Below are 17,123 nucleotides of genomic sequence, written 5' to 3'. Positions count from 1 at the left end.
CAGGACGTCGGCCGGGTCCGCCGGATCAGGCCGCGAGGCCCCACGCCGCGGCGACCAGCTCCAGGCTGCGCAGCCGTTCCTCGACGCCGTGGGTGGACGCCGACAGCATCAGCTCGTCGGCGCCGGTGTCGGCGGCCAGCTGCCGCAGCTGGACGACGACACCGGCCGGGTCCCCGACGATCGCGTTGCTCGGCATCGCCTCCGCGGCGGCGCGCTCGGGATCGCGCTCGGCCTCCTCGAGGCTGGGCACGGGGCGCAGCCGGTTGAGTCGCAGCGACAGCCGCATGAGCTGTCCGGGCAGCGCCAACCGGCGGGCCTGCTCGGCGGTGTCGGCGGCGAGCACGTTCGCCGTCACGATCGTGTACGGCCGCTCCAGCGCCGGCGAGGGCCGGAAGGAGTCGCGGTAGAGCGCGACGGCGGTCTGCACGTGCGGGCCGCCGAAGTGGTGGGCGAAGGCGAACGGCAGGCCCAGCTGACCGGCGAGCTGCGCGGAGAAGCCGCTGGAGCCGAGCAGCACGACCCGCGGGGCCGACGCAGCCGCGGGCGTGGCCCGGAAGTGCTCGGCCAGCCCACCCTCGACGCGGGGATCGCCGAGCAGGCCGAGCAGGTCGACGAGGTGCTGCGGGAAGTCCTCGGCCGACAGCGCGGCGGGGTCGCGACGCAGGGCGATCGCCGTCTGCGGGTCGGTGCCCGGTGCGCGGCCGATGCCCAGGTCGACCCGGCCGGGGTGCAGCGCCTCCAACAGGGCGAACTGCTCGGCGACGACGAGCGGCGCGTGGTTGGGCAGCATCACCCCGCCGGAGCCGACCCGGATCCGCTCGGTGACCGCGGCCAGGTGGGCGATGAGCACCGGCGGGTTGGTGCTGGCGACGGCCGGCATGTTGTGGTGCTCGGCGACCCACAGCCGGGTGTAACCGAGGCGGTCGGCCGTCTGCGCCACACGGGTGGTGGCGGCCAGGGCATCGGCGGTGGACTGCCCCGAGCCGACAACGGCCAGCTCGAGGACGGACAGCGGCAGCGGCTCGGACACCCCTCGGGCAACGTCCGGCCCGGCGCGCGGCTTCCGGTCAGCCGGCGGCCGCACTCCCGGCTGCCGCACCACGGGCCGCTCCCCGCTCGCCGGCGCCCACCGCGATGCCCTCGCCGCTGTCGGCCGGCGACAGACCGGCCGCCTCACGGAGGCGGTGGTCGGGGTCGAGCCGGTCGAGCACCGCCTGCAGCGCGTCGCCGAGGGCGCGGGTCTGCTCATCGGTGAGCGGGTCGAACAGCGCCGCACGGACGGCCTCGACGTGACCGGGCGCGACCGACCGGACGACGTCCCACCCGGCGTCGGTGAGGACGGCGAGGTTGCCCCGGCCGTCCTCGGCGGAGCGCTCGCGCCGCACCCAGCCGCGCTCCTCCAGTCGCGCCACGGTGTGGGAGAGCCGGCTCTGCGACTGGTTGGCGCGACGGGCCAGGTCGCTCATCCGCCGGCTGCGCTCGGGCGCCTCCGACAGCATGGCGAGGACGACGTAGGCGGCGTGGCTGAGGCCGGCGTCGCGCTGCAGCTGGGCGTCGAGCACCCGCGGGAGCAGCTCGGCGATGCTCAGCCACGTCCGCCAGGTCCGCTGCTGCTCCTCGTCGAGCCACTGCTGCGCCACATCCGGAACCGTACTTGCGCGCGACACGCCGAGCCACGCCGGGCGTCCGTACTCGACGCAGACGGTGTGAGCGGTTGCGCTCCGTGATCGGGTCAGCCGCCGGGCAGGGCGAGTCGCAGGCCGAAGCCGAGCAGGGCGACCCCTGTGACGCCCTCGACGGTCCGGCTGACCCCCGGGCGCTGCAGCCACCGGCGGGCGGCCACCGCACCGAGGACGAGGACGGCGAACCACGCGAGGCTCAGCGCCGCGTGGACGAGGGCCAGCAGCACGCCCATGCCCAGGGCGGGCGCCTCCGGCGGGAGGAACTGCGGCAGCACGGACACGTAGAAGGCGCCGACCTTCGGGTTGAGCAGGTTGGTCAGCAGACCGGTGCGGGCCGACCGCCAGGCTCCTCCCGGCGCGACGGGGAAGGGGCCGGCGACCGCCTCGGCACGGTGGCACACCAGTCGCCACAGGATCCGCCCGCCGAGCCAGACCAGGTACCCGGCGCCGACGAGCCGGAGGGCGTCGTAGGCGACCGTGGACGCGGTGAGCAGGGCGGACACCCCGACCGCGGCGGCGGCGCCCCACGCCAGGACACCGGCGATCACCCCGAGCGCGGTGGCGAGCGCGTCACCGCGTCCCCGGGTGATGGCGGCGCGCAGGACCAGGGCGGTGTCCAGGCCCGGTGTGACGGTGAGCAGCAGGGCGACGAGACCGAAGCCGAGCACGGCTCCCTGGACGCTCACGCCTGGGTTCCCGCGGCGGCGGCCACGGTCGGAGCTTAGGCGGGGGCAGTGCCCGCTCAGCGGTCCGGGCTGCGGGCGGGAGCATCTGGCAGACCCGCACCGTGCAGGTGCGCGGCGAGGGTCTCGGCGAACCCCCCTGCGACGGCGAGCTGCTCGCGCAGCGCGGTCACCCGGGCGATCGCGGCCTCGTGGAACATCCTCAGCCGGTCGAGCAGCGCCTCCCGGTCGTCCCCGGCGTGCGCGAGGTCGGACAGCAGGGTGAGCAGCTGCTGCATCTCCTCCAGGCTGAAGCCCAGCGGCTTCATCCGTTTGATCACCTCGAGGCGGGCGATGTCGTCGTCGCTGTAGAGCCGGAACCCGCCCTCGCTGCGGGCGGTGGGGACGACCAGCCCGTTCTCCTCGTAGAAGCGGATGGTGCGCAGGCTCAGCCCGGTGCGCTCGGCCACCTGGCCGATCTGCAGCAGCCCCGCGCGCGCCATCGGCATCAGTGTGCCCCTGTGAGCCGGCCGGTGTGCCGCTCGTAGCGGTCGGCGGAGTGCCCGGTGAGCCCGACGATCTCGACGGTCTTGCCGCGGGTCTCGTACTTGTGCGTGATCGCGTCGAGGGCGGCGACGGTGGAGGCGTCCCAGACGGAGGCGCCGGACAGGTCGATGACCACGTGGTCGGGGTCGTTCGCGTAGTCGAACTGCGTGTAGAGGTCGTTGCTGGAGGCGAAGAACAGCGCCCCGTGCACCGAGTACACCGCGGTGGCGCCATCGGGGTCGGGGACACGGGTGACCTCGGCCAGGTGCGCCACCCGGCGGGCGAACAGCACGCAGGCGGCGAGCACGCCGGCGACGACGCCGATGGCGAGGTTGTGGGTGACCAGCGTGCCGGCGACGGTCGTGAGCATCACCGTCGTCTCGCTCCTGGGCATCCGGTGGACGGTGCGCAGGCTGTGCCAGTCGAACGTCGCGATCGACACGAACACCATCACCGCGACCAGGGCCGCCATCGGGATGACGGCGACCACGTCCCCGAGGACGACCACGAGCACCAGGAGGAGCGCCCCGGCCAGGAACGTCGACAGGCGTGTGCGGGCGCCGGACCTCACGTTGATCATGGTCTGGCCGATCATGGCGCAGCCGCCCATGCCGCCGAACAGGCCGGAGGCGACGTTCGCCACGCCCTGCCCCCAGGACTCGCGGGTCTTGTCCGAGTGGGTGTCGGTGAGGTCGTCGACCAGCTTGGCCGTCATCAGCGACTCCATCAGCCCCACGAACGCGATGCCCAGGGCGTACGGGGCGATGACGCCCAACGTGTCGAGGCTCAGCGGGACGTCGGGCAACGCGAGGAACGGCAGGCTGCCGGGCAGCTCGCCCTGGTCGCCGACGTTCGGGATGGTCAACCCGGCGGCGACCGTCAGGCCGGTGAGCACGATGATCGACACCAGCGGCGCCGGGACGACGGTGGTCAGCCGCGGCAGCAGGAAGATGATCGCCAGACCTGCGGCGACCAGCGGGTAGACCAGCCACGGGACGTCGACCAGGTGGGGCAGCTGCGCGGTGAAGATCAGGATCGCCAGCGCGTTGACGAAGCCGACCATGACGCTGCGCGGGATGAACCGCATGAGCCGGGCGACGCCGGCCGCGGACAGCAGCACCTGGAAGATCCCGCCGAGGACCACCGCGGCCAGCAGGTACTCCAGGCCGTGGTCACGCGCCAACGGGGCCACCACCAGTGCGATGGCGCCGGTGGCTGCGGTGATCATCGCCGGGCGGCCGCCGGTGAAGGCGATGACCACGGCCATGACGAAGCTCGAGAAGAGGCCGACCCGAGGGTCGACCCCGGCGAGGATGGAGAAGCTGATGGCCTCGGGGATCAGCGCCAGCGCCACCACCAGGCCGGCGAGCACCTCGGTGCGGGCCACCTCCGGGGACAGCCAGGTGGGACGGGTGAGCCGCGGCCGGGCAGGCGCAGGCAGAGCAGAGGACATGCCACCGCTTCGAGGTCGGGCGCCCCAGGGGCGCGGCGGGCCGGCACCGCGGTGGGTGCCAGGAGGCCGGGGCGGGTGCGTCGGCGCACCAGCACGGGCCGGCATCGCCGCTCCGGCGGTCACGTCCCGTCGACGGCGCGCGGTCGGCCCTGTCCATGGTGCGCGAGGCGCCACGGGCTCCCACACCCTACCCTCACGTGAGCGGAGGGTTGCCGTGTCCTTGCTCACCCGCTCGACGGCGGGTCGCTCTGGCCCTCCGTCGGGATCACACCGTCGTGCGGCCCGGACGTCACACTCGCCGTCCGCACGTGGACGGACGCCGTGGCGACGCGCATCATTGGCAGTCGCTGGGTGAGAGTGCCAACCTGGCCCGTCCGACGAGGAGTACCACCACCGTGCCCACGTACCAGTACGCCTGCACCAACCCCGACGGGAAGCACCAGTTCGAGGTGGTGCAGAGCTTCACCGACGCCCCGGTGAGCGAGTGCCCCGAGTGCAGCAGCCCGGTGCGCAAGGTCTACGGCTCGATCGGTGTGGTCTTCAAGGGCTCGGGCTTCTACCGCACCGACAGCCGGTCCAGCTCATCCTCCAGCGAGTCGGGCGCGTCCAACGGCAAGAAGGACGCCTCCCCCGCCGCGCCCACCCCGTCGTCCACGAGCTCGTCCTCGTCGAGCGGCTCGAGCTCCTCCTCGAGCAACGCCGCGGCCAGCTGACCCGCGGTCCACAGGCGGTCGCCGGCTCCACAGCCCGGCATCCGCCGCCCCACCGCCGGCCGCGGGCGGCCAGCGTGGACACATGGTCCGCCTCCGCCGCCCGCGCCGGCCACTGCACACCGCTCGGCAGGTCCTCGCTGCTCTGCTCGCCGCCGCGGCTCTCGTCCTGGCCCTCCGCCCAGCTCCGGCACCGGCTCCCCCGCCGACCACCGTGCCGGTCGTCGTGGCCGCCGCCGACCTCGCACCGGGCGCCGTCCTCGCCACCGGGGACGTCGCCGTCGCGCAGTACCCACCCGGCCTGCGCCCCGCCGGCACGGTCGAGGACCCGGCCGCGGTCGTGGGCCAGGTGCTCGCCGGCGGTGTCCGGTCCGGCGTGCCGCTCACGGACACCGGCCTGGTCGGGGCCGGCCTGACCGACCGGCTCGGCACCGGGCAGGTCGCCGCACCGGTGCGCCCGGCCGACCTCGCGGTCAGCGCGCTGGTGCGGCCCGGCGACCGGGTCGACGTCCTGGCCACGCCGCCGGGTGCCGCCCGGGCCGAGGTGGTCGCCGCCGGGGCGCCGGTGCTGGCCACCCCGGGGCGGGAGGACGACGGGCTGCTGCTGCTGGCCGTCGACGCCGACACCGCTGCCCGGCTCGCCGCCGCGGCGACCACCGCGACGCTGACCCTCAGCCTCCCGCGACGCTCCACAGAGGGTGCCGGATCGGCGGCGGCGAGGGCGGGTGGATGACGCGTCGAGCTCGAGGGCTCCGAGGACTTCGTGCTGCGCGGCAACGTCGTCGAGCTCGCCGTCGTCATCGGTGCCGCGTCCACCGCCGTCGTCGACCGGTGCGCCGAGCCGTCTCTGCTCCCGCTGGTCGACCCCGTCGGCGGCGGTGGCCAGCTCGTGAGTGGCGGGGGCACGGGGTCCTTCTCCGAGCGGGAATCCGAGCGGTAAGGAGTAGGAGGGCCCTGTCTCAGTCGCTGCCCCAGTGCGGCGGGCGGTCCTCGAGGTAGCGCCGGTCGGCGGCCGACACCTCCTCGGGACGCTCGCCCCAGCCGACGTCCCGGTCGTCGGGGGCCCGCTCGGCACGCGCGGCCGGGACCGGGGGTGCCGGGTCCGCCAGCGGGCGTCCCAGCCCCTCGAGGACCTCCGCGGCGGGCAGGGCGGCCAGGGCGGCACCCGGCACGGCGAGCTTGCTGCCCCGGGTGCCCGACCCGACGACGACCAGCTCGGCGGCCGCGACGGCGGGGTCCACCAGCACCGGCCAGGACGGCGGCAGCCCGAGCGGCGTGATGCCCCCGTACGCCATGCCGCTCTCGGCCACGGCGACGTCCTGCGGCGCGAAGGAGGCCTTGCGGGCGCCGAGGTGGCGGCGCACCAGTCCGTTGACGTCGGCTCGGGTGGTCGCCGGGACCAGGCAGGCGGCCAGCTCGGTCTGCCCGGCGCGGCGGGCGGCGACGACCACGCAGTTGGCCGAGACCTCCAGCGGCACCCCGTAGGCCTCGGTGAAGGCAACGGTGTCGGCGAGGTCGGGATCGATCTCGGCGACCCAGGCCGGCGCGGTCAGCGCGCCCAGCGCCGCGGTCACCGGAGCGGCGAGCAGGTCGGGCCGCTCGGCGGCGGGGGTCCAGGTCAGCGAGCCGAGCCGGGGGGCGGTCGAGGAGTCCACGCCCACGATCCTGCCGTGGTGGCCGGATCGGCGCGGTGAGCGGCCGGACCCCCGCTGGTCCGGCGCTCCCCGGGCCCGCAGGATGGGCCCATGATCGGCCAGCTGCACTCCGTCGTCATCGACGCGCCGGACGCGTACGCGCTCGCGACCTTCTACGCCGACCTGCTGGGGATGGAGGTCACCAAGGGCTCCCCGGGCGACGACTGGGTCGTCGTCACCGGTCAGGGGTACCGGCTGGCGTTCCAGCAGGCCCCGGACCTGCGGCCGCCGGACTGGCCCGCCCCGGAGCGGCCCCAGCAGTTCCACCTCGACGTCCGGGTGGCCGACATCGAGGAGGCGGAGCCGAAGGCCCTCGCCCTCGGTGCGCGCAAGCTGCCCGGCGGCGGAGGCGACTTCCGCGTCTACGCCGACCCGGTGGGCCACCCCTTCTGCCTCGTGTGGGACGCCGCGTGAGCCCCGACCTGCCCGCGGTCGACCTGGCGTCGGCCAGCCGGTTCGTCGCCGCCACGGGGTTCGAGGTCGGCGAGGTCAGCGGCACCCGCGTGACCGGGACGGTCCAGGTCGGGCCCGAGCAGCACACCCCGTGGGGCGTCGTGCACGGCGGGCTCTACTGCGCCGTCATCGAGTCGGCCGCCAGCATCGGCGCCAGCGTGGCGGTGGCCGACTCCGGACAGTTCGCCGTCGGGGTCAACAACAACACCGACTTCATCCGCTCGACGACCGAGGGGCGGCTCGACGTCGTCGCCGAGCCGGTGCAGCAGGGCCGCACCCAGCAGCTCTGGCAGGTCCTGCTCACCCGGACCGACGACGGCAGGCTCGTCGCCCGCGGTCAGGTGCGGCTGCAGAACGTGCGGCGGCCCGGGGCGTGACGGCTCCCGTCCGGGTGGCGCGGGCAGTGCTCGCCGCCCGGGCGGTGGCCGCCGGCCACGGGGTCCGGTCGGCGGAGCCCCGGGTGCTGCAGGACGGCGTCAACGTCGTCGTCCACCTGGCCCCGGAGCCGGTCGTCGCGCGGGTGGGCACCCTGACGCCGTTGCTGCGACCGGCGCCGCTGCGCTCCTTCGCCCGCGAGGTCGCCGTCGCCGGCGCCCTCGCCGGAGCGGGCGCGCCGGTCGTGGCGCCCAGCGACCTGCTGCCTCCGGGGCCGCACCGGTACGCCGGGCTCGAGGTCTCCTTCTGGCGGCACGTCGAGGTGCTCCCGCACCCCCCGGCGCCCGGGGAGGTCTCCGCCGCGCTGGTCGAGCTGCACGGCGCCCTGGCCGACATGCCGGTGGACGGCGCGCCGCTGGACACCCCGCTCGACGACCTCGCCCGGTTCGCCTCGCTGGGTCGGGCGTGGGGCGCTCCGCCGCTCCTGCTGGACCGCCTCCGGGACCGGCTGGCCGAGCTCGGTCCGCAGCTGGACGGCGAGGTGGCGCCGCTGCACGGTGACGCGCACCCCGGCAACCTGCTCGCCACCCCCGACGGCTGGCTGTGGACCGACCTCGAGGACACCTGCCCCGGTCCGCGCGCCTGGGACCTCGCCTGCCTGCGCAGCACCTCCCGGCTCGACGGCCGGGCCGCCCTGGACGCGATCGGCGGCCCCTCCGACGCGGAGCTGTCACCGTGGCTGGAGCTGCGCCGCCTGCACGCCGCCGCGTGGACGCTGGTCGCGGCGACCGGGCACCCGCACCGGCGGCCGGCGGCCGGCGAGCGGCTGGCCGCGGCGCTCGGCGCGCGTTACGCCAGCGGCAGCGCCGGCTCGCGGTAGGTGGTGCCGGCCAGCGCCGGCGGCAGGACGTCGGGGTCGATGACGACGGAGAACAGCGCGCGCGGGTCCTGCAGCGTGGCCGGCGGGCGGGCCGCCGCCCTCGGCACGACGCGGTCCCAGCGGGCCGGACGGCGGTGCGGCAGGAGCTCGCGGCCCTCGAAGAGGTAGTCGCCGAGCACCTCGCCCACCAGCAGCCCGGCGCCGTGCTCGATCGGCAGCGCGACCGGATCGCCGGGGCGGACCTCGTCGAGGAAGGCCGAGAGCTGGCGCAGGTCCTTGGCCGGGCGGCGGCCGGAGATCTCCTTGGACAGCGCACGCAGTTCGGCCGGGGACAGCCCGGTGGCGTCGACGTCGATGCCCGACTGGGTGCCCAGCCCGACCACGCCGGCGGCCAGGCAGGCACCGAGCTCGTTGTGCGCGCGCGGACGGACCACCCACACCCGCGTCCCCTCGGGCTCCGCTGCGGGCGGCAGGTCGTCGGGCTCGGGCCAGAGGTAGGGCAGGTCCTCGGGCTCGGCGCCGAAGATCGGCTGGAACAGCGGCCGGTAGAAGTCCGGCTCCTTGGCCAGCAGGTTCGACCGGTGGGACAGGTGCAGGGCCTCCTTCCCGACCCAGGAGGGGAGCATCCCGGCCCGGGCCAGCTCGTCCTGCGGGACGCCGACCACGTCGGGCGCGAACTCGGCGATCAGCGTGTGCGTGGTGTCGGCGAACCCGCGCTCGCGCCAGACCCGGACCATGGCCAGCCCGTAGGCGACCAGCGCCGGGGTGCGTCCGCGCCACATCCGGACCACCGGGTGCGACGTCCAGCCGTAGTCGGGCAGCTCCAGCGCCCGCAGCACCTGGAGGGTCTCGACGCGCTGCTTGCCCAGCCGTGGCGAGTCCAGGAGCCGGGCGCTCTCCTCGAAGTCGGCGACGGGGAGGAAGGTCTGCATCGACGGTCTTCCTGCCCGTCCCGGCGTGGCGTCAACCGCCGTGTGGCCTCCCTGCAGGTGGAAGGACCCCGTCCTCCCCACCCTTCGCACGCTCAGGGCGGTGCCCTGGACGGGGCCGTGGCGGCGGGGAGGGAAGTCCGTCGTCCAGGGCCACGAGGGCGGACTCCCAGCGGGCGCGGCGCTCGGCGTCGTCCTGCTCCCACCAGGCCGGTCCGCGCTCCCCCAGCCCGGTCTTGGCCAGGCGCACCCGGGCGCGGGCGGCGGCCAGCGCGGCGCCGTCCCCGGCGGCGCCCGCCGTCCGGACGGCGGAGCGCGCTGCGCCGAGGTGGTGCAGCAGCCGGGCACGGACGTCGTCGGGCAGCGCCGGATCGGCCGCCCGCCAGCGCCGGCCGTCGACGACCAGCCAGCGGCCGTCCTCGGTACGGCTGACCTCGTGGCTCACCCGGTCACGCGGCGGACCAGGTCGGGCAGCACCGTCCCGAGCGGGGCGTCCACCCGGACGTCGACCTTCGCATCGCCGCGGGTCGGGCCCAGGTTGACCAGCCCGACGGGGATGCCGTGCTTCTCGGCGCGCAGCACGAACCGGTAGCCGCTCATGACCGTCAGCGAGGAGCCAAGCACCAGCAGGGAGCCGGCCTGCTCGACCATCGCGAAGCAGGTGTCCACCCGGTCGCGCGGCACCGTCTCGCCGAAGAAGACGACGTCTGGCTTGAGCGGGCCGTGCCCGCAGGCGAGGCAGTCGACCATGACGAACCCGTCGAGCACCTCGTCGGGCAGCTCGGCGTCGCCGTCGGGATTGACCTCGTCGACGTGCGGCCCGAAGTGCGGGTTGACCGCCCGCAGCCGCTCGTGGAGCTCGCCGCGGTCGGCGACGTCCCCGCAGGCCAGGCAGACCGTGCGGTCCAACCCCCCGTGCAGCTCGAGGACGTCCCGCGCGCCGGCAGCCTGGTGCAGCCCGTCGACGTTCTGCGTGATCACCCCGGTCACGAGCCCGGCCCGCTGCAGGTCGGCGACCGCGGCGTGCCCGGCGTTGGGCCGGGCCTCGCGGATCTGCGGCCAGCCGACGAAGCTGCGCGCCCAGTAGCGGTGCCGGCCGCGCGGGTCGCGCAGGAACGTCTGGTAGGTCATCGGCGTGTGCCGCCGCAGCGACCCGCTGGCCCCGCGGTAGTCGGGGATGCCCGAGTCGGTGGACAGGCCGGCACCCGAGAGCACGACGACGTCGCCGTCCCCCACCAGCCCGGCGAGGGCCTCGAGCGTCCCGGGGTCTGCGGCCGCGTCGACGGCGGGCCGGTCGACGGCGACGTGGTCGGCGGTGGGGACGGCGGTCACGCCGCCATGGTCCCCCTCACCGGCAAACCGCGCCGCGACCTCAGGAGGTGGCGACCTCGCGGTCCAGCCGGCCCAGCAGCTCCTCGTACACCCGGCGCAGCCCCTTGGGCGCGAAGGTGCGCTCGAAGAAGCCGCCGATGCCGCCGGCGCCGTTCCAGGTGGTGCGCACCCGGACGGTGGTCAGCCCGGCGTCGGCCGGGTGCAGCGTCCAGGTGGTCACCATCGAGGAGCGGGTGTCGGTCTCGACCAGGATGTCGGGGTCGGGCTGGCCGACCTCGACCAGCTGGTCGCGGACCCGCCTGGAGGTTGCCGCGAAGCGCCACGCGACGCGGGTGCCCGCGCCCTGACCGCCGGACTCGACCCGGTAGCCGCTGAACTGCTCGGGGAGCACGCGGGGGCGCGTCCCCTCGTAGTCGGCGAGAGCGGACCGCACCCGGTCCACCGGCGCTCGGACGACCCGTTCCGCGGTGGCGACGACCTGACCCATGGCCCCCATCCTGCCGTCGCCACCACCTCCGACGTCGACAGGGCTGCCGGATGCGCAGACCCTCCGTCGTCCCGCGTGCCGGGCCTGCGATCACCCCCGGGCCGCCCACCGGGAGCGGAGTCCCTCGGTGGACCCAGGCGTCGACCCCGTCCCGCAGGTGGTCGGCCCCCTTTTGGCGTGGTGCTCATCTGCCAGCCCCCTGGGTGGCGAACGCCCGGATGTCGGTGGCGAGCTGTTCCGGGTGGGTCAGCGGCAGACCGTGCGCCGCACCCGCGTACACCTGCAGCCGGGAGTCGCGCAGTGCGGCGGCGGTGGGTCGGCCGCACAGGTCCAGCGGTGCACTGGCGTCCTGATCCCCGTGGATGACGAGCGCCGGGACCGGACAGGCAGCCAGATCCGCGGCTGTGTCGGTCCCGAGGCCGGCGGTCAGCACACCGAGGCTGGCCGGCAGGCTGGCGCGCAGGGTGAGCGCGACACCCCAGTCGGCCAGGTCCTGCGGGATCGACTCGCCGAAGAAAGCTGGTACGCCGGCGCGGACGTAACCCGGGCGGTCGGTGCGCATCGCAGTGAGCAGCGCGTCGAGGCTCCCGTGGTCGTCGGCGAGCGGCCCCGGCGTCGTGCTGGCGACCAGGACCAGGCGGGCGACCCGGTCGGCGCCGGACCGGGCCAGCATCCGCACCGCTTCGGCGCCGCCGGCCGAGTGCGCGACGAGGGTGACCTCGCGCAGGTCGAGCGACTCGAGGACGCCGGTGAGGTCGTCGGCGAGCGTGTCCAGGTCGTAGCCGCTCCCGGGACGGCCCGAGCGACCGCAGCCGCGGCGGGTGATGCTGACGGCGCGCAGCCCGCTGTCGGCGAGCCGCAGCGCGACGTACTCCCACATCTCCCCACCGACGACCCAACCGTGGGTCAGCACCACGGGAGGGCCCTGTCCGAGGTCGTCCACGGCGATGCGCACTCCGGTCGGGGTGGTGACCACGTCGACGCCCGAGACGGTCATGTCCGGTACCTCCTGTGCGGGAAGACGATGAGCGATGAGGGAGCCGGCCACCTGCGACCGGCCCGCCTCAGCGTGTCCCCCACCGCGGCGCCCGTCGATGACCAGTCAGGTAAGCGCCCGCCGGACACCCAGGCCCCACCTGCACAATCACCACCGCCGCCGTCCCGCGAGGAGAAGCCGTGACCACACCGCCACCGCCCACCGTCCCGACCGGCCTGACCCCGGAGGAGCGGGACCGCTTCTTCCTCGGCCTGGCCGTCGAACAGGCGCGCATCGGTTGGGAGGAGGGCGGCGTCCCGATCGGTGCCGCGCTGGTGGACGGCGACCGGGTGCTGGCCGTGGGCCGCAACCGTCGCGTCCAGATGGCCAGCGCCATCCGGCACGGGGAGACCGACTGCATCGAGCGGGCCGGCCGGCTCCCGGCGGCGGTCTACCGCCGCAGCGTCCTCTACACGACCCTCTCCCCCTGCCTCATGTGCGCGGGGACGGCGCTGCTCTACGACATCCCGCGCATCGTCGTCGGGGAGAACCGCAGCTTCCAGGTCTCCGAGGAGCTGCTCCGCTCGCGCGGCGTGCAGGTCGACGTCCTGGACGACCCGGACTGCCTGGCGCTCATGGAGCGGATGCTCGCCGAGCGGCCGGAGCTGTGGCTCGAGGACATCGGGGAGGAGTCGTGACCGCGCCCGGGCGTCCCGCTTCGGCGGCTCCCGACGCGGGGGTCGTCGACCCGGACTACCCGGTCACGCCGGTACCGGTGCACGCGCGGAAGTCCTTCTTCTCCATCGCCGTCGTCCTCCTGGGCTTCACCGTCTTCACCCCGACGATGCTGGCCGGCGCCACGCTGGGACCGGCGTTCGCCTTCGGCGACCTCGTGCTCGTCATCCTCACCGGCTCGCTCATCCTCGGCGCCTACGTGGCCGTGATGGGCTGGGTCGGCGCGCGGACCGGCCTCACCACCGTGGTCATGGCCCGCTACACGCTGGGCACGCGGGGCGCCAAGCTGGCCTCCATCCTGCTGGGTGGGACGCAGATCGGCTGGTACGGCGTCGTCGTCGGCACCATCGGCGACCTGACCGCCGAGGCGCTGGACTGGCGGTCCTACGGTGCTCGGGCCGCGGTCATGGTGGTCACCAGCGTGCTGATGTGCGCGACCGCCTACTGGGGCTACCGCGGCATGTACTGGGTGTCGCTGGTCTCCACCCCGCTGATCCTCGTCCTGGCGTTCTGGGTGGTCGGCCGGTCGCTGCAGGAGGTCGGCGGCCTCGAGGGGCTGACCGGCGTCCGGCCGACGGCGTCGATGGCCGTCGCCGTGGCGATCACCACCGTCGTCGGCACGTTCGTGTCCGCCGGCACCCAGGCGCCCAACTGGACCCGGTTCGCCCGGCGCGGTTCGCACGCGGTGTGGGCCTGCGTCATCGGCTTCCTGGTCGGCAACGGGCTCATGGTGTTCTTCGGCGCCATCGGGGCGCTGACCTTCGGCGAGGGCGACTTCGTGCTCGTCCTGTACCAGCTCGGGCTGATCGGCTGGGGCCTGGTGCTGCTGTTCGGGAACCTCTGGAAGAGCAACGCCGACACCGCCTACGCCTTCGGCGTGGCCGGCGCCGAGCTGTTCGACCGTCCCAGCAAGGGCCCGTTCGTGATCGGCGGTGCGGTGATCGGCACCGTGCTCGCGCTCACCGGCGTGCAGAACCACCTCGTCGAGTACCTGGGGCTGCTCGGCACGTTCATCCCCCCGCTGGGCGGCGTGATCATCGGCGACTTCCTCGCCCGCTGGCGGCGGCGCGGCATCCCCGCCGGGACCACCCCGCCCGCGGTGCGGTGGCCGAACCTCCTCGCCTACGCGGTGGCCGCCCTCCTCGCCTGGCTCAGCGGGGAACTGGGCGTCGGCATCCCGCCGGTCATCGGCATCGTGGTCGCCATCGCGCTGTCGGCGGGGCTCTCCCGGGTCGGTGCCCCGGGCACCGCCCCGGCCGGCGCCGGGCGCGGGCCGGCGTGAGGAGACTCACCCACCGGCCGGAGCCGACGCCGGGTACCACGGGAGGGTGACCCGCTCGCTCTCCCTCACCCGCACCGGCTCCGGCGAGCCGCTGCTGCTGCTCCACGGCATGGGCAGCTCGCGCCGCGACTTCGCCGCCGTCGTCGAGCCGCTGGCCGAGCGCTACGACGTCCTGGACGTCGACCTGCCCGGGGTCGGCCGCTCACCGGCGCTCGAGGAGCGGCCCACGGTCGCCGCGATCACCGACGCCGTCGAGCAGACCCTCGACGACCAGGGCGTCGGCCTGGTGCACGTGCTCGGCAACTCGCTGGGTGCCCGGGTCGCCCTCGAGCTCGCCGTGCGCGGCCGTGCGCGGTCGGTGGTGGCGATCGCGCCGTCCGGGCTCAACGTGCCGCTCGAGCGGGTCGTGCAGGGCAGCAGCATGGCGCTGGCACGGGTGGCCCTGCGCACGGGAGCGCCGCTGGTCGGACCGCTGTCCCGCTCGGCGCTCGGCCGGGCGGCGCTGCTGGCACCGCTCAAGGCGCGCCCGTGGAGCACCTCTCCCGACGAGGCGATCGGCGCCCGGGAGGGCTTCGCCGACTCCCGCGACTACTGGCGCACCCTGCTCTGGGGGCTGCTGCTCGACGTCCCGCGGGGCCTGGACCGCATCGACTGCCCGGTCACCCTCGTCCAGGGCGTGGCCGACTGGGTGGCCTCGGGGCAGACGGTGCGCTACCTGCCGCTGGTCCCCGGGTCCCGGTTCCGCCCGCTGGCGTGGGCCGGGCACGCGCCCCAGTCCGACCGGCCGCGGACGATCGTGCGGCTGGTCGAGGAGGCCGCCCGCCATGCCCGTCAGCCGGCGGACTCCTCCGCGTTGAGGACCGAGCACCGGAACCGGGCGCCGGCCATCGCCTCGGTGAAGACCGCCTCCCAGGCCGGGTCGGCCGCCGAGAAGGTCGTGTAGACGCGGTCCTCCAGCACGACCGGCACCCCGTCGGGGCCCGGGCGGGAACGCCGCAGCAGCACCCGCGTCCGTCCGTCCACCTCATCGTGTGCCGGTGCCCACCGGGCGGAGGCCACCGCGTCGGCGAGCCGGGCCTGGTGCCGCCCGGGCAGCCGCTGGCGGCCGGCGCCCGGGGGGACGGCCGGACGAGCCGACCAGACACCCAGTGCGTAGAGCAGCAGGCCGACGAGCGCCAGCAGCACCACCAGCTCGAGGAGCAGGACGACCACGGGGACGACGGTAGTCACCGCAGGACGCCGCGGACGGGTCCGCCGCCCCGCCCGCTAACCTCGACGAGTACGCCCCGGTCGGCCCCGCGCCGACGAGCCCCCGTAGCTCAGGGGATAGAGCATCGGTTTCCTAAACCGTGTGTCGCAGGTTCGAATCCTGCCGGGGGCACCGCAAAGGTGCTGGTCAGCGGCTAGTCCGCGCGCCGGAGGCGGGCCAACGGGGCGTCAGACTGGGGTTCGGTCAGCACCTGGTCAGCACGAGCGGCATCCAAGCGGTCGGCGACCGCGTCCAGCTCGTCGGGGAACAGGTGGCCGTACCGGTCCAGCGTCATCTGCGCTGAGGCGTGGCCCAGCATCGACTGCACGCCCTTCACCGACGCGCCGGAGGCGATGGCGAGGGATGCGGCGGTGTGCCGGAGCTCGTGCGGAGTGAGACCCGAGAGGCCGGCGTCATCGGCCGCCCGGTCGAACAAGTCGCGGCGGAAGTTCTGGACCCGCAGCGGGGTGCCGGCCCGGGAGGCGAAGACTAGGTCGGTCGGCGCCTTCCCGGTGAGCTGGCGGCCGAGTTCCTCCCGAAGGAGGCGGGGCACCACCACCGACCGGTGCTGATGTGTCTTCGGTGTACCGAAGACCATCTCTCCGTCGACCTCGGTGACCGCCTCGACCACGTCGATGCGCCCTCTGAGCGGCTGCACGCGGCGCACGCGCAGGCCGGTCAGCTCTCCCCAGCGCAGACCGGTGTAACCGGCCACCAGGACCATCAGGCGATGCGGGCCGCAGCCGTCGGCGAGGTCGGCGAGCTGCTGGTGGGTGAGGTAGCGACGATCGGACCTCGGCAGGCGGGGCAGGCCGACACCGGTGGCCGGGTTCCGCGCCAGCCGGTTGTCCTTCACCGCGTCGTCCAGCATCGAGGACAGCAGGTGGTAGGCCTGCCGGGTCCTGGACGCCGACAGTTCCACGCGCATCGCGGCCACCCAGGCGACGACGTCGGAATGCCTGATCTTGGTCAGCGGGACCGTGCTCCAGGTCGGGAGCACACGGGTGGCCAGCAGTGACCGGTAGGACGACAACGTCTTGGGCTTGAGGTGAACTCGGCCGGCCACCAGATCTCGGACCACTGCCCCACCGTCATCCTCGACCGACCCGGGTCGACCCAGGTGTCGTTCCTGATCGCCGACTTCTGCTCCTGCTCCCAGAGGTCGGCATCCCGCTTGCGGTGGAAGTTCCCGTTCGTGTGCTACTTGCCGGCGGCGTCGCGATAGAAGCCAACCCACTTGTCCCCACGCTTGTATGCCATCGCTCACCCCTTCGGTCTGGTCGCACGCCGGTAGGACGCCTCGGTCCCCGCAGAAGCACGCCCAGCCTTGCGCGGTCGAGGACGTGGCACGAGAGTCCGCGGCTCGACACCGACGTTGACCTGAGCCTCTGGAGCCGGAATCGGCTCAGCCGTGCCCTGTTCGCGCCGTGCATCGATCCAGGCGTGCAGGTCGTCACGGCGGTAGAGGACGCGGCGGCCGAGCGGAAGCTGTGCGGGCCGGTGCCCAGGTGGCGCCAGTACCGCAACGTGGCGACCGGAGCTCGCAGCAGCAGGGCGGCTTCGGCGATGGTAAGCAGCTCGGCGGGGTGATCGGGGCCGGGGGTCTAGTCGGGCATGTCTGTCTCCGAGAGCTGTGCGGATCCTGGCGGGCTGTCCACCTGTAGAAGGCGCCGTTTCA

Annotated in this window: 21 protein-coding genes, 1 tRNA gene and 2 pseudogenes; 10 read left to right on the top strand and 14 right to left on the bottom strand. The window is 74.7% G+C overall.

What is annotated here, in order from left to right; genetic code table 11:
- Nucleotides 1-25: 25 nt before the first annotated feature.
- The 5 genes from ACWIX3_RS08040 to ACWIX3_RS08020 form a co-directional block, all read right to left on the bottom strand.
- Nucleotides 26-1,030 carry an LLM class flavin-dependent oxidoreductase gene (locus ACWIX3_RS08040; RefSeq protein ID WP_448611547.1) on the bottom strand — a complete coding sequence of 335 codons (1,005 nt, stop codon included), beginning with the start codon at nucleotides 1,028-1,030 and terminating at the stop codon, nucleotides 26-28.
- A 37-nt stretch (nucleotides 1,031-1,067) separates the two neighbouring features.
- Nucleotides 1,068-1,640 carry a MarR family winged helix-turn-helix transcriptional regulator gene (locus tag ACWIX3_RS08035; RefSeq protein ID WP_448611546.1) on the bottom strand — a complete coding sequence of 191 codons (573 nt, stop codon included), beginning with the start codon at nucleotides 1,638-1,640 and terminating at the stop codon, nucleotides 1,068-1,070.
- Between the two features lie 92 nt (nucleotides 1,641-1,732).
- A complete protein-coding gene (locus ACWIX3_RS08030) occupies nucleotides 1,733-2,368 on the bottom strand; it encodes a LysE family translocator (RefSeq protein ID WP_448611545.1) in 636 nt (211 codons plus the stop codon).
- A 56-nt stretch (nucleotides 2,369-2,424) separates the two neighbouring features.
- Nucleotides 2,425-2,847 carry a MerR family transcriptional regulator gene (locus ACWIX3_RS08025; RefSeq protein WP_448611544.1) on the bottom strand — a complete coding sequence of 141 codons (423 nt, stop codon included), beginning with the start codon at nucleotides 2,845-2,847 and terminating at the stop codon, nucleotides 2,425-2,427.
- Between the two features lie 5 nt (nucleotides 2,848-2,852).
- Nucleotides 2,853-4,343 carry a SulP family inorganic anion transporter gene (locus ACWIX3_RS08020; protein WP_448611543.1) on the bottom strand — a complete coding sequence of 497 codons (1,491 nt, stop codon included), beginning with the start codon at nucleotides 4,341-4,343 and terminating at the stop codon, nucleotides 2,853-2,855.
- Between the two features lie 395 nt (nucleotides 4,344-4,738).
- On the opposite strand from ACWIX3_RS08020, the gene ACWIX3_RS08015 reads away from it, so the two are divergent.
- The 3 genes and pseudogenes from ACWIX3_RS08015 to ACWIX3_RS08005 form a co-directional block, all read left to right on the top strand.
- Nucleotides 4,739-5,056 carry an FmdB family zinc ribbon protein gene (locus ACWIX3_RS08015; protein ID WP_448611542.1) on the top strand — a complete coding sequence of 106 codons (318 nt, stop codon included), beginning with the start codon at nucleotides 4,739-4,741 and terminating at the stop codon, nucleotides 5,054-5,056.
- A gap of 82 nt (nucleotides 5,057-5,138) precedes the next feature.
- Nucleotides 5,139-5,786: a Flp pilus assembly protein CpaB gene (gene cpaB, locus ACWIX3_RS08010; protein WP_448611541.1), complete on the top strand. Its 648-nt coding sequence runs from the start codon at nucleotides 5,139-5,141 to the stop codon at nucleotides 5,784-5,786.
- A 27-nt stretch (nucleotides 5,787-5,813) separates the two neighbouring features.
- A pseudogene (locus ACWIX3_RS08005) lies at nucleotides 5,814-5,993 on the top strand (MscL family protein); the annotation flags it as partial.
- Nucleotides 5,994-6,012: 19 nt separating this feature from the next.
- Here ACWIX3_RS08005 and ACWIX3_RS08000 read toward each other — a convergent pair.
- Nucleotides 6,013-6,708, bottom strand: coding sequence for a YbaK/EbsC family protein (locus ACWIX3_RS08000; RefSeq protein ID WP_448611540.1), 696 nt, complete (start codon nucleotides 6,706-6,708; stop codon nucleotides 6,013-6,015).
- Nucleotides 6,709-6,798: 90 nt separating this feature from the next.
- On the opposite strand from ACWIX3_RS08000, the gene ACWIX3_RS07995 reads away from it, so the two are divergent.
- Genes ACWIX3_RS07995 through ACWIX3_RS07985 form a run of 3 tightly spaced genes read left to right on the top strand, consistent with a single transcriptional unit; the run spans nucleotide 6,799 to nucleotide 8,455 of the window.
- Nucleotides 6,799-7,161 carry a VOC family protein gene (locus ACWIX3_RS07995; protein WP_448611539.1) on the top strand — a complete coding sequence of 121 codons (363 nt, stop codon included), beginning with the start codon at nucleotides 6,799-6,801 and terminating at the stop codon, nucleotides 7,159-7,161.
- The gene (locus ACWIX3_RS07990; RefSeq protein WP_448611538.1) at nucleotides 7,158-7,577 is read left to right on the top strand and encodes a PaaI family thioesterase; all 420 of its coding nucleotides are present in this window, start codon (nucleotides 7,158-7,160) and stop codon (nucleotides 7,575-7,577) included. Before ACWIX3_RS07995 ends, ACWIX3_RS07990 begins: the two co-directional genes overlap by 4 nt.
- Nucleotides 7,574-8,455 (top strand): phosphotransferase family protein, encoded by an 882-nt coding sequence (locus tag ACWIX3_RS07985; RefSeq protein WP_448611537.1) that lies wholly within the window; start codon nucleotides 7,574-7,576, stop codon nucleotides 8,453-8,455. Before ACWIX3_RS07990 ends, ACWIX3_RS07985 begins: the two co-directional genes overlap by 4 nt.
- On the opposite strand, the gene ACWIX3_RS07980 is transcribed toward ACWIX3_RS07985, so the two are convergent.
- From ACWIX3_RS07980 to ACWIX3_RS07960, 5 genes are all read right to left on the bottom strand, one after another.
- Complete coding sequence (locus ACWIX3_RS07980) at nucleotides 8,425-9,387, bottom strand: MSMEG_6728 family protein (RefSeq protein WP_448611536.1); 963 nt, start codon at nucleotides 9,385-9,387, stop codon at nucleotides 8,425-8,427. The two genes, ACWIX3_RS07985 and ACWIX3_RS07980, sit on opposite strands and share 31 nt — an antisense overlap.
- A gap of 31 nt (nucleotides 9,388-9,418) precedes the next feature.
- Nucleotides 9,419-9,829 carry a biopolymer transporter Tol gene (locus tag ACWIX3_RS07975; RefSeq protein ID WP_448611535.1) on the bottom strand — a complete coding sequence of 137 codons (411 nt, stop codon included), beginning with the start codon at nucleotides 9,827-9,829 and terminating at the stop codon, nucleotides 9,419-9,421.
- Nucleotides 9,826-10,716 carry an NAD-dependent protein deacetylase gene (locus tag ACWIX3_RS07970; protein WP_448611534.1) on the bottom strand — a complete coding sequence of 297 codons (891 nt, stop codon included), beginning with the start codon at nucleotides 10,714-10,716 and terminating at the stop codon, nucleotides 9,826-9,828. Before ACWIX3_RS07970 ends, ACWIX3_RS07975 begins: the two co-directional genes overlap by 4 nt.
- Nucleotides 10,717-10,756: 40 nt before the next feature.
- Nucleotides 10,757-11,203 (bottom strand): SRPBCC family protein, encoded by a 447-nt coding sequence (locus ACWIX3_RS07965; RefSeq protein WP_448611533.1) that lies wholly within the window; start codon nucleotides 11,201-11,203, stop codon nucleotides 10,757-10,759.
- A gap of 184 nt (nucleotides 11,204-11,387) precedes the next feature.
- A complete protein-coding gene (locus ACWIX3_RS07960) occupies nucleotides 11,388-12,200 on the bottom strand; it encodes an alpha/beta fold hydrolase (RefSeq protein ID WP_448611532.1) in 813 nt (270 codons plus the stop codon).
- Nucleotides 12,201-12,379: 179 nt separating this feature from the next.
- Here ACWIX3_RS07960 and ACWIX3_RS07955 point away from each other — a divergent pair, with 179 nt between their 5' ends.
- Genes ACWIX3_RS07955 through ACWIX3_RS07945 form a run of 3 tightly spaced genes read left to right on the top strand, consistent with a single transcriptional unit; the run spans nucleotide 12,380 to nucleotide 15,139 of the window.
- Complete coding sequence (locus ACWIX3_RS07955) at nucleotides 12,380-12,877, top strand: nucleoside deaminase (RefSeq protein WP_448611531.1); 498 nt, start codon at nucleotides 12,380-12,382, stop codon at nucleotides 12,875-12,877.
- Nucleotides 12,874-14,196, top strand: a complete 1,323-nt coding sequence (codB, locus tag ACWIX3_RS07950; protein ID WP_448611530.1) for a cytosine permease — start codon at nucleotides 12,874-12,876, stop codon at nucleotides 14,194-14,196. The genes ACWIX3_RS07955 and codB overlap by 4 nt, the downstream gene beginning before the upstream one ends.
- 46 nt (nucleotides 14,197-14,242) lie before the next feature.
- Complete coding sequence (locus tag ACWIX3_RS07945) at nucleotides 14,243-15,139, top strand: alpha/beta fold hydrolase (RefSeq protein ID WP_448611529.1); 897 nt, start codon at nucleotides 14,243-14,245, stop codon at nucleotides 15,137-15,139.
- On the opposite strand, the gene ACWIX3_RS07940 is transcribed toward ACWIX3_RS07945, so the two are convergent.
- The gene (locus ACWIX3_RS07940) at nucleotides 15,028-15,408 is read right to left on the bottom strand and encodes a hypothetical protein (protein ID WP_448611528.1); all 381 of its coding nucleotides are present in this window, start codon (nucleotides 15,406-15,408) and stop codon (nucleotides 15,028-15,030) included. The genes ACWIX3_RS07945 and ACWIX3_RS07940 overlap by 112 nt on opposite strands.
- Before the next feature lie 96 nt (nucleotides 15,409-15,504).
- Between ACWIX3_RS07940 and ACWIX3_RS07935 the strand changes: the two genes are divergently transcribed.
- Nucleotides 15,505-15,577 (top strand) — tRNA-Arg (locus tag ACWIX3_RS07935).
- A gap of 22 nt (nucleotides 15,578-15,599) precedes the next feature.
- Here ACWIX3_RS07935 and ACWIX3_RS07930 read toward each other — a convergent pair.
- Nucleotides 15,600-16,511 carry a tyrosine-type recombinase/integrase gene (locus ACWIX3_RS07930; RefSeq protein WP_448611527.1) on the bottom strand — a complete coding sequence of 304 codons (912 nt, stop codon included), beginning with the start codon at nucleotides 16,509-16,511 and terminating at the stop codon, nucleotides 15,600-15,602.
- Nucleotides 16,512-16,861: 350 nt separating this feature from the next.
- A pseudogene (locus tag ACWIX3_RS07925) lies at nucleotides 16,862-17,022 on the bottom strand (helix-turn-helix domain-containing protein); the annotation flags it as partial.
- Nucleotides 17,023-17,123: the final 101 nt, after the last annotated feature.

The sequence above is a fragment of the Geodermatophilus sp. URMC 60 genome (assembly GCF_053502585.1).
This window is presented reverse-complemented; position numbering and strand designations above follow the sequence as displayed.

Excerpts from the sequence above, each read along its gene's own strand:
- ACWIX3_RS08025 (WP_448611544.1), bottom strand. The coding sequence starts at position 2,847 with ATGGCGCGCGCGGGGCTGCTGCAGATCGGCCAGGTGGCCGAGCGCACC.
- ACWIX3_RS08020 (WP_448611543.1), bottom strand. The coding sequence starts at position 4,343 with ATGTCCTCTGCTCTGCCTGCGCCTGCCCGGCCGCGGCTCACCCGTCCC.
- cpaB (WP_448611541.1), top strand. The coding sequence starts at position 5,139 with ATGGTCCGCCTCCGCCGCCCGCGCCGGCCACTGCACACCGCTCGGCAG.
- ACWIX3_RS07995 (WP_448611539.1), top strand. The coding sequence starts at position 6,799 with ATGATCGGCCAGCTGCACTCCGTCGTCATCGACGCGCCGGACGCGTAC.
- ACWIX3_RS07980 (WP_448611536.1), bottom strand. The coding sequence starts at position 9,387 with ATGCAGACCTTCCTCCCCGTCGCCGACTTCGAGGAGAGCGCCCGGCTC.
- ACWIX3_RS07965 (WP_448611533.1), bottom strand. The coding sequence starts at position 11,203 with ATGGGTCAGGTCGTCGCCACCGCGGAACGGGTCGTCCGAGCGCCGGTG.
- ACWIX3_RS07960 (WP_448611532.1), bottom strand. The coding sequence starts at position 12,200 with ATGACCGTCTCGGGCGTCGACGTGGTCACCACCCCGACCGGAGTGCGC.